This window comes from Streptomyces sp. NPDC107521, assembly GCF_055598485.1.
On sequence record NZ_JBVKAT010000008.1, the window covers coordinates 282,374 to 292,305 of the forward strand.

Here is a 9,932-nt window from a genome sequence, read left to right on the forward strand (position 1 = left end):
CTTCCCCGCAACCGCCGCGTACCGGCCGCCAACGGCGCGCGATGCGCCGGAACCGGCCACCGCGCGCCACCGCCGACGGTACTCCTCACTCCTCCCGCATCCACTGCCGCATCACCGACAGCAGGTGATCGGGATCGACCGGCTTGGTCACGTAGTCCGAGGCCCCGGACTCGATCGCCTTCTCCCGGTCGCCCTTCATCGCCTTCGCGGTCAGCGCGATGATCGGCAGCCCGGCGAACTGCGGCATCCGCCGGATCGCCGTCGTCGTCGCGTACCCGTCCATCTCCGGCATCATGATGTCCATCAGCACGACCGTCACGTCCTCGTGCTGCTCCAGCACCTCGATGCCCTCCCGGCCGTTCTCGGCGTACAGCACCGACAGGCCGTGCTGCTCCAGGACACTGGTGAGGGCGAAGACGTTGCGGATGTCGTCGTCGACGATCAGCACCTTCTCGCCGTCGAACCGGACGCCACGCGCCGCCGGCTCCCGCTCCCCGACCGCCAGCCGCTCCGGTGCGGCGGGCCGCGCGGCGGGCTCCGGCAGGGCCCTGCGGCGGCGCCGGAACAGCGCGGCGGCACCGTTCTGCGAGTCCTGGTACGACCGCACCTCGGCCGGGGTCCCGGCGGGCTCCGCCGACCGGTCCCCCGTCCCCTCGGCCACCTCCGGGCCGCCCGGCTCCGGGACCGGCATCACGTGCTGCGGGGCCTGCGCCGGCAGTCCGCCCGGGTGCAGCGGCAGATACAGCGTGAACGTCGAGCCGCGGCCCGGCTCGCTCTGCGCGTGGATCTCGCCGCCCAGCAACTGCGCGATCTCCCGCGAGATCGACAGCCCGAGGCCGGTGCCGCCGTACTTGCGGCTGGTGGTGCCGTCGGCCTGCTTGAACGCCTCGAAGATCACCCGCATCTTGCTCGCCGCGATGCCGATCCCGGTGTCGCTGACCGAGAACGCGATCAGCTCCGTGTCCGGGTCGGTCATCGAACCGGCCTCCAGCAACTGCTCCCGGATGCCCTGCGGCACGTCGTCCCGGGCCGGGCGGATGACCAGCTCGACCGCGCCGGAGTCGGTGAACTTCACCGCGTTGGACAGCAGGTTGCGCAGCACCTGGAGCAGCCGCTGCTCGTCGGTGTGCAGGGTGGGCGGCAGCTCCGGGGAGACCCGCACCGACAGGTCGAGCCCCTTCTCCGCGGTCAGCGGCCGGAACGTGGCCTCCACGTAGTCGACGAGCTGGACCAGCGCGATCCGCGTCAGCGAGACGTCCATCTTGCCCGCCTCGACCTTCGACAGGTCCAGGATGTCGTTGATGAGCTGGAGCAGGTCGGACCCCGCCCCGTGGATCGTCTCCGCGAACTCCACCTGCTTCGGGGACAGGTTGGCGTCGGCGTTGTCCGCCAGCAGCTTGGCCAGGATCAGCAGCGAGTTCAGCGGGGTGCGCAGCTCGTGCGACATGTTGGCCAGGAACTCGCTCTTGTACCGCATGGAGACCGCCAGTTGCTCGGCGCGCTCCTCCAGGACCTGCCGGGCCTCCTCGATCTCGGTGTTCTTCACCTCGATGTCGCGGTTCTGCCGGGCCAGCAGCTCGGCCTTCTCCTCCAGCTCGGCGTTGGAGGACTGCAGCGCCGACTGCCGCTGCTCCAACTCCTCCGACCGCAGCCGCAGTTGCTCGGTCAGCTCCTGCGACTGCTTCAGCAGCACCTCCGTCTTGGTGTTGACGGAGATGGTGTTCACGCTGGTCGCGATCATCTCCGCGATCTGGTTGAGGAAGTCCTTCTGGATGTGCGTGAACGGCGTGAACGACGCCAGCTCGATGACCCCGAGCACCTTTCCCTCGAACAGCACCGGCAGCACGATCACCTGGGCGGGCGGCGCCTCGCCGAGCCCCGACGAGATCTTCAGGTAGCCCGTCGGCGCGTTCTCCACCAGGATCGTCCGCTTCTCCTGCGCGGCCGTCCCGACCAGCGCCTCCCCCGGCCGGAAGGACGTCGGCATGGACCCCATCGAGTAGCCGTAGGACCCCAGCATCCGCAGCTCGTACTGCTCGTCCTGCCCGGTGGCCGGCTCCCGCCCGTCCACCAGCGGCATGGCCAGGAAGAACGCGCCGTGCTGCGCCGACACCACCGGCGTCAGCTCGCTCATGATCAGCGACGCCACGTCCTGGAGGTCGCGGCGGCCCTGCATCAGCGCGGAGATCCGGGCCAGGTTGCCCTTCAGCCAGTCCTGCTCCTTGTTGGCGATCGTGGTGTCGCGCAGGTTGGCGATCATCTTGTTGATGTAGTCCTGGAGCTCCTGGATCTCCCCGGACGCGTCCACGTCGATCTTCAGGTTCAGGTCGCCGCGCGTCACCGCGGTCGCCACCCGCGCGATGGCCCGCACCTGCCGGGTCAGGTTCCCGGCCATCTCGTTCACGGACTCCGTCAGGTCCCGCCAGGTGCCGTCCACGTCGCGCACGCGCGCCTGGCCGCCCAGGGCGCCCTCGGTGCCCACCTCGCGGGCCACCCGGGTGACCTCCTCGGCGAACGAGGAGAGCTGGTCGACCATCGTGTTGATGGTCGTCTTCAGCTCCAGGATCTCGCCCCGCGCGTCGATGTCGATCTTCTTGGTGAGATCGCCCTTGGCGATCGCCGTCGTGACCATGGCGATGTTGCGCACCTGACCGGTCAGGTTGGACGCCATCTGGTTCACCGACTCGGTGAGGTCCTTCCAGGTGCCCGACACCCCCGGGACGTGCGCCTGACCGCCCAGGATGCCGTCCGTGCCCACCTCGCGGGCCACCTTGGTGACCTGGTCCGCGAACGAACTCAGCGTCTTCACCATCGTGTTGAAGGTCTCGGCGAGCTGCGCCACCTCGCCGCGCGCCTCGATCGTCACCGTCCGCGTCAGGTCGCCGTTGGCGACCGCCGCCGCCACCTGGGAGATGTTCCGCACCTGCACGGTGAGGTTCTTCGCCATCAGGTTGACGTTGTCGCTGAGGTCCTTCCAGATGCCCACCACCCCGGGCACGTGCGCCTGGCCGCCGAGGATGCCCTCGGTGCCCACCTCCCGCGCCACCCGGGTGACCTGCTCGGCGAACGACGAGAGCTGGTCCACCATCGTGTTGACGGTGGTGACCAGTTCGAGGATCTCGCCCTTCGCGTCGACGGTGATCTTCTTCGACAGGTCGCCCTTGGCGACCGCCGTCGTCACCTCCGCGATGTTCCGCACCTGCATGGTCAGGTTGTTGGCCATGCCGTTCACGGACTGCGTGAGGTCCTTCCAGGTGCCGGAGACGCCCTGCACCTCCGCCTGGCCGCCGAGGATGCCCTCGGTGCCCACCTCCCGCGCCACCCGGGTGACCTCCTGGGCGAACGACGAGAGCTGGTCCACCATCGTGTTCAGGGTGTTCTTCAGCTCCAGGATCTCCCCGCGCGCGTCCACGGTGATCTTCTGGGACAGGTCGCCGCGCGCCACCGCCGTGGCCACCTGCGCGATGTTGCGGACCTGCGCGGTGAGGTTCCCGGCCATGCCGTTCACCGAGTCGGTCAGGTCCCGCCACACCCCGGCCACCCCGGGCACCTGCGCCTGGCCGCCGAGCCGTCCCTCCGTGCCCACCTCGCGGGCCACCCGGGTGACCTGCTCCGCGAACGACGAGAGCTGGTCGACCATCGTGTTGATGGTGTTCTTCAGCTCCAGGATCTCGCCCCGCGCGTCCACGTCGATCTTCTGCGAGAGATCGCCGCGCGCCACGGCCGTCGTCACCTGGGCGATGTTCCGCACCTGCGAGGTGAGATTGCCGGCCATCGAGTTGACGGAGTCGGTCAGCTCCTTCCAGGTGCCCGACACCCCGTCCACCCGGGCCTGACCGCCCAGCCGCCCCTCCGTGCCCACGTCCCGCGCCATCCGCGTCACCTGGTCGGCGAAGCTGGAGAGCTGGTCCACCATCCGGTTCACGGTGTTCTTGAGCTGGAGCATCTCGCCCGAGACGTCCACGGTGACCTTCTGCGACAGGTCGCCGTTGGCCACCGCCGTCGTCACCTGGGCGATGTTCCGCACCTGCCCGGTGAGGTTGCGGAACGCGGTGTTGACGGAATCGGTCAGGTCCTTCCACGTCCCCGCCGCCCCCGGCACCTGCGCCTGGCCGCCCAGCTCGCCCTCGACACCGACCTCCCGGGCCACCCGGGTGACCTCGGCACCGAACGACGAGAGCTGGTCCACCATCGTGTTGACGGTGTTCTTCAGCTCCAGCATCTCCCCGGCCACGTCCACCGTGACCTTCTGCGACAGGTCGCCGTTGGCCACCGCCGTCGTCACCGCGGCGATGTCCCGCACCTGCGTCGTCAGGTTCCGGAACACCGTGTTCACCGAATCGGTGAGGTCCTTCCAGGTCCCCGCCGCGCCCGGCACGTTCGCCTGGCCGCCCAGCCGCCCCTCGGCACCGACCTCGTTCGCCACCCGCGTGACCTCGTCCGCGAAGATCCGCAGCGTCTCGGTCATCTGGTTGATCGTCTCCGCGAGCTGCGCGACCTCGCCGCGCGCCGGAACCGTCACCTTCCGCGACAGGTCACCACTGGCGACCGCCGTCGTCACCTCGGCGATCCCCCGCACCTGGGCCGTCAGGTTCCCGGCCATCGTGTTGACGGAGTCGGTCAGCTCCTTCCACACCCCGGCCACCCCGGACACCTGGGCCTGACCGCCCAGGGCGCCCTCCGTGCCCACCTCACGGGCGACTCGTGTCACCTCGGAGGAGAACGCCGAGAGCTGGTCCACCATCGTGTTGACGGTGTTCTTCAGCTCCAGCATCTCCCCGGCCACGTGCACCGTGACCTTGCGCGACAGGTCCCCCTTGGCCACCGCCGTCGTCACCAGCGCGATGTCCCGCACCTGCGCCGTCAGCCGGTACGCCATGGTGTTCACGGACTCGGTCAGGTCCTTCCAGGAACCCGACATCCCGCGCACCCGGGCCTGACCGCCCAGCTTGCCCTCGGTACCGACCTCGCTGGCCACCCGGGTGACCTCGTCCGTGAACGTCGACAACTGGTCGACGAGGTTGTTCACGGTCCGCCCGACCTTCAGGAACTCCCCGCGCAGCGGATGCCCCGCCCCCTCGGCCGCCTGCGTCCGCAGCTCCATCCGCGGCGACAGGTCGCCGTCGGCCACCGCCGACAGCACCCGGCCCACCTCGGACACCGGCCGGACCAGATCGTCCACCAGGGCGTTCGAATGGTCGATCGCCGCCGCCCAGGACCCCTCGCAGGACCCCGCCTCCAGCCGCTCCGTGAGCTTCCCCTCACGCCCGACCATGCGCCGCACCCGGGCCAGCTCGCCCGTCAGGTGCAGATTGCGGTCGGCGACCTCGTTGAAGACCGCCGCGATCTCCGACATCACCCCGTCGCCGGACACCGTCAGCCGCTTGCGGAAGTTCCCCTCCCGCATCGCTACCAGGGCGGCCAGCAGCCGGTTCAGCGCCGCGGTGTCCACCGTGGTCGTACCACCCCGCGTCCGGCCCTGGCTGCCAGGGGGCTGTCCGCCCTTCGCGCGCGCCTTCGCGCCCCGCGTCGCTGCGCCAGACTCCACTGTGTCCCTCCCGCAGGGGTCGACCATCACTGTCGTGCCCGGTGCCGCCACTGTGCGCACCGGGCTCTACCACGTACCGCACGGGTGCTCCGGCACCCGTCCTCCATGCGGGGTCCGCGCCCCGCGGACCGGCGCACCGGACCGCGGAGGAGGCCGCCGCCCGCCGCGCGCGACGGGCATCCTGCCGCCCGGGCCCGCACGAGAACCCTGCCCAGTGTTTCACCCCCACCGAACCAGGCCATAACAGTTCGGCAGCTTCGCACACCCGCCCGCACACCCGTGGGGCGGAATCGCGGCGGACCGCCCTCCGCCGGGGCGGCGGGGGTAAGTAACCTTGCATGCGGCTGTCCAGCCGTACCGGTCCGTCCGGCCTGGGCGGTGACACCGAGACGAGCGGGCATCGAAGGGGCGGCCGGAGACATGACCACCGGACTCATCCCGGGGGAACAGCCCCCGGATTCCGGGCCGACGAGCGGCATGCCGCAGCAGCGGAGCGAGCCGGTCGGCCGCAGGGCCGTGCCCGGGGAGAAGGAGTCGAGGAGTTCCGTGATCACCGCGCGCGCCTCCGCCAGCTTCGAGCCCGTGGGCCGCTCGGTCGCGGGCGCCCGCTCCTTCGTCCGCGACACCCTCCAGGGCTGGGGCCACGCCGACGTCATCGACGACGCCGTCGTCCTCACCAGCGAGCTGGTCACCAACGCCGTCGTCCACGCCGGCACCGCGGCCGACGTCCGCTGCCTGCGCACCGACCAGGCCGTGCGCATCGAGGTCTCCGACCGCTACCCCGAGCGCGAGGTCCCCCTCCAGTCCGCCGCCGTCTCCATGGGCAGCCCCGACCGCGAGGGCGGCCGCGGCCTCCAGCTCTGCGCCGCCCTGGCCGGCCGCTGGGGCGTCGACTACACGCCGACCCACAAGCACGTCTGGTTCGAGCTGGCCCTGCCCGACCGCGCGGTCGGCACCCGCGCCGCCGGGCCCTCGCTCCCCGCCGACCGGCTGCCGCTCGCCGACGGCCGGGTCCGGGTCGCCGTCGTCCAGCTCGACGCCGGCGGCGCCGTCACCTCCTGGAACGAGGACGCCCAGGACCTCTTCGGCCACCCCGCCGACGAGGTCGTCGGCAAGCCCCTCACCGACCTGGCCGCCTGGCCGCACACCCCCGGCACCGGCACCGGCATCGCCGAGGCGCTCCGCCTCTCCCGCTGGGAGGGCAGCTACGGCATGCGCTCCGCGGACGGCCGGGTCGTCCCCGTCTACGCCTCCCACCTGCGGGTCCGCGACACCGACGGCGAACCCTCCACCGTCTGCCTCCTGGTCCGCGACCACGAGCGCGCCGTCCTGCAGACACCGGCGCGCGGAACGGCCTCCGAGGCCGCCTCCTGCGAGGGCAAGAGCACCGACCCCTTCGAGGTCTTCATCGGCTCCCCCGCCCCCGACGACCTCGACGGACTCCTCCAGCGCACCGTCGAGCGGGCCCGCGACATGCTCGACGGCGACGCCGCCTTCCTGCTCCTGGCCACCGACGACGAGACCGAGCTGGAGGTCCGCGCCTCCACCGGCCTGCCCTCCGCCCGCCAGCGATTCGCCCGGGTCCCCGTCGAGGCCGGCCCCGGCCGCTACGGCTCGGCCCGCATGCCCGCCGTCCACGACGACCTCGGCGCCGTCCCCGGTGCCGTACCGCTGCTCGGCGGCACCGGCATGCGCTCGGTGGTCACGGTGCCCCTGAAGGTCGAGGGCCGCCTCACCGGCTCCCTCGGCGTCGCCGCCGAGGCCCCCGGCCGCTACTCCAACGAGGAGGCGCTGCGCCTCCAGTTCGCCGCCGACCGCATCGCCCTGGCGGTCGAGTCCGCCCGCCTCGGCGAGCTGGAGCGGCTGCGCCGCGGCTCGCTGAGCTTCCTCGTCGAGGCCTCCGACCTGCTCGCCGGCACCCTGGACCGGGACCAGACGCTCGCCCTGATGGCCCAGATGACGGTGCCCACGCTGGCCACCTGGTGCGCCGTCTACACCATCGCCGACCAGGCCTCGGAGCCCTATCTCTCCTACGTCCTGCACGAGGACGAGGAGCTGATCGACGGCATCAAGTCCCTGCTGGCGAAGACCGCCCCGCCGGACCCGGTGCCCACCCCCGGCGCCCGCGTCTGGACGACGCCCGGCGAGATCGCCCACCAGGCCGCGCTGCGCACCTCGATGCGCGCCCTCGGCCTCGCCGACGGCACCTCCCCGTCGACGGCGTCCGGCACCGGGCCGACCCTCGCCACCGCCCACGCGCTCGGCGGCGAGACGGTCGTGCTGCCGCTGGTCGCCCGCAACCGGGTCATCGGCATGCTCACCCTGGGCAAGCCCGCCGACGAGCACTTCCGCCAGGAGATCCTGGAACTGGCCGAGGACCTCTCCCGCCGGGCCGCCCTCGCCCTGGACAACGCCCGCCTCTACTCCGAGCGCACCGCCATCAGCCAGTCCCTCCAGCGCAGCCTGCTGCCGCCGGAGCTGCCCCTGATCGACGGCGTCGAGGTCGAGGTCATCTACCGCGCCGCCGGTGAGGGCAACGAGGTCGGCGGCGACTTCTACGACCTGTTCCCCATCAGCGACGACGCCTACGGCTTCGCCATCGGCGACGTCTGCGGCACCGGGCCCAACGCGGCGGCGGTCACCGGCCTGGCCCGGCACGCCCTGCGGCTGCTGGCCCGGGAGGGTCTGAGCGGCCCGGCGGTGCTGGAGCGGCTGAACTCCGCGATCCTCGACGAGGGCGCCCGCAGCCGCTTCCTGACGCTCCTGTACGGCGAGCTGCGCCCGCGGGCGGACGGCGGCGCCGAGCTGAAGGTGGTCTGCGCCGGGCACCCCCTGCCGCTGCGTCTGCGGCAGGACGGCACCGTGGAGCCCGCGGCCGAGCCGCAGCCGCTGCTGGGCGTCATCGAGGACCTGGAGCTGTACGAGGAGACGGTGACCCTCGACCCGGGCGACGTGCTGCTCTGCGTCACGGACGGGGTGACCGAGCGCCGGGAGGGCACCCGGATGCTGGGCGACGACGGCCTGGCCGACGTCCTCACCACCTGCACGGGTCTGACGGCGGGCGCGGTGGCGGCGCGGATCATGCGGGCGGTGGAGCGCTTCGCCTCGGACGCGCCGTCGGACGACATGGCGATCCTGGCGATGCGCGTCCCGGAGCCCCACCAGGACTGACGGACGGGGGCGGCGGCCTCGCCTCCGCGAGCGCCCCTCCCCGACGCGAGTCCCTCCCGTCCGGCGGGATCTCCTCTCCCGGGGGGCGGCGGGCCCATGGGCAGCGCCGGGGCGGGGCGATCGAAAGGGCGGTACCGCTCCAGGACATGAGAAAGGCCCCGCCCGAATCGGGCGGGGCCTCACTTCACGGAGCCCCCAAACGGAATCGAACCGTTGACCTTCTCCTTACCATGGAGACGCTCTACCGACTGAGCTATAGGGGCCTGTCGCCTCGTGGGATTTCCCCTTGGCGACGAAATAGATCATACCCCGAACGCAGCCGTGTTCCCAACCATCCGGCGTCACCCGAGAGCGGGTTCCAGAAGTCCCCCGAGGGCGTTGCAGGCCGCCACGATCCGCTGCATCTCCCGCTTCGTCAGGGAGGCGTCCACGGGCAGTGCCAGGGTCTCGTCGGCGGCCCGCTCGGTCTCCGGCAGCGACACGCACCGGCGGAAGCCGGGCAGCCGGTGCACGGGCGTCTTCACCGGTACCCGGCACTCGACGCCCCTGCCGCGTATCGCGCGGGCGAACGCGTCCCGGTCGGGCCGCCCGTTGCCCGGCACCCGCACCACGTACTGCTGGTAGGTGTGTCCGTCGCCCCCGTCGGGGGTGCGCACGCCGCGCAGCTTGGCGTCGAGGTAGGCGGCGCGCTGGCGGCGCTGCGCCCGCTCGTCGTAGGCGTCCTCGGCCTCGGTCCGTTCCAGCACCAGCAGCCCGTGCCGGCGCCCGAGTTCGTGCAGCCGCGGCATGTCCGCGGGCCGGCCGAAGCGGTGCACGACGACGACGGCCGCGGTGCGCGCGCCGAGCGCCGCCTCCACGGACGAGCCGTCCAGGCAGTACGTCACCGGGTCTATGTCCGCGAACACCGGTGACGCTCCGGCCGAGGCGACGGCCTCGGCGATCTCCACGTTCCCGAAGGCCGGCACGACGACCTCGTCGCCGACTCCTACGCCGGCGGCCCTGAGCAGTGCAGCAGTACTCATACCGGCATGGTGGTCGCGCGACGTGAACGCCAAGTGACGCACAACAAAAAAGGGTTGGACCCGGAACCGAAGTTCCTGGTCCAACCCTTCTGAAGGATTGTTCGGCGGCGTCCTACTCTCCCACAGGGTCCCCCCTGCAGTACCATCGGCGCTGTAGAGCTTAGCTTCCGGGTTCGGAATGTAACCGGGCG

3 protein-coding genes, 1 tRNA gene and 1 rRNA gene are annotated in these 9,932 nt (G+C 71.7%); 1 reads left to right on the plus strand and 4 read right to left on the minus strand.

Going from position 1 to position 9,932, the window contains the following annotated elements; translation table 11 throughout:
• Positions 1-85: 85 nt before the first annotated feature.
• Positions 86-5,548, minus strand: a complete 5,463-nt coding sequence (locus ACZ7LB_RS15520; protein WP_471468473.1) for a HAMP domain-containing protein — start codon at positions 5,546-5,548, stop codon at positions 86-88.
• A 420-nt stretch (positions 5,549-5,968) separates the two neighbouring features.
• Between ACZ7LB_RS15520 and ACZ7LB_RS15525 the strand changes: the two genes are divergently transcribed.
• Positions 5,969-8,719: a SpoIIE family protein phosphatase gene (locus ACZ7LB_RS15525; RefSeq protein ID WP_471468475.1), complete on the plus strand. Its 2,751-nt coding sequence runs from the start codon at positions 5,969-5,971 to the stop codon at positions 8,717-8,719.
• 190 nt (positions 8,720-8,909) lie between these two features.
• On the opposite strand, the gene ACZ7LB_RS15530 is transcribed toward ACZ7LB_RS15525, so the two are convergent.
• The 3 genes from ACZ7LB_RS15530 to rrf form a co-directional block, all read right to left on the minus strand.
• Positions 8,910-8,982 (minus strand) — tRNA-Thr (locus ACZ7LB_RS15530).
• 78 nt (positions 8,983-9,060) lie between these two features.
• Positions 9,061-9,726: a DegT/DnrJ/EryC1/StrS family aminotransferase gene (locus ACZ7LB_RS15535; protein ID WP_471468491.1), complete on the minus strand. Its 666-nt coding sequence runs from the start codon at positions 9,724-9,726 to the stop codon at positions 9,061-9,063.
• A gap of 114 nt (positions 9,727-9,840) precedes the next feature.
• A 5S ribosomal RNA gene (gene rrf / locus ACZ7LB_RS15540) occupies positions 9,841-9,932 on the minus strand; the annotation flags it as partial.

Coding starts and splice junctions, on each gene's coding strand:
- ACZ7LB_RS15525 (WP_471468475.1), top strand. CDS start 5,969: ATGACCACCGGACTCATCCCGGGGGAACAGCCCCCGGATTCCGGGCCG.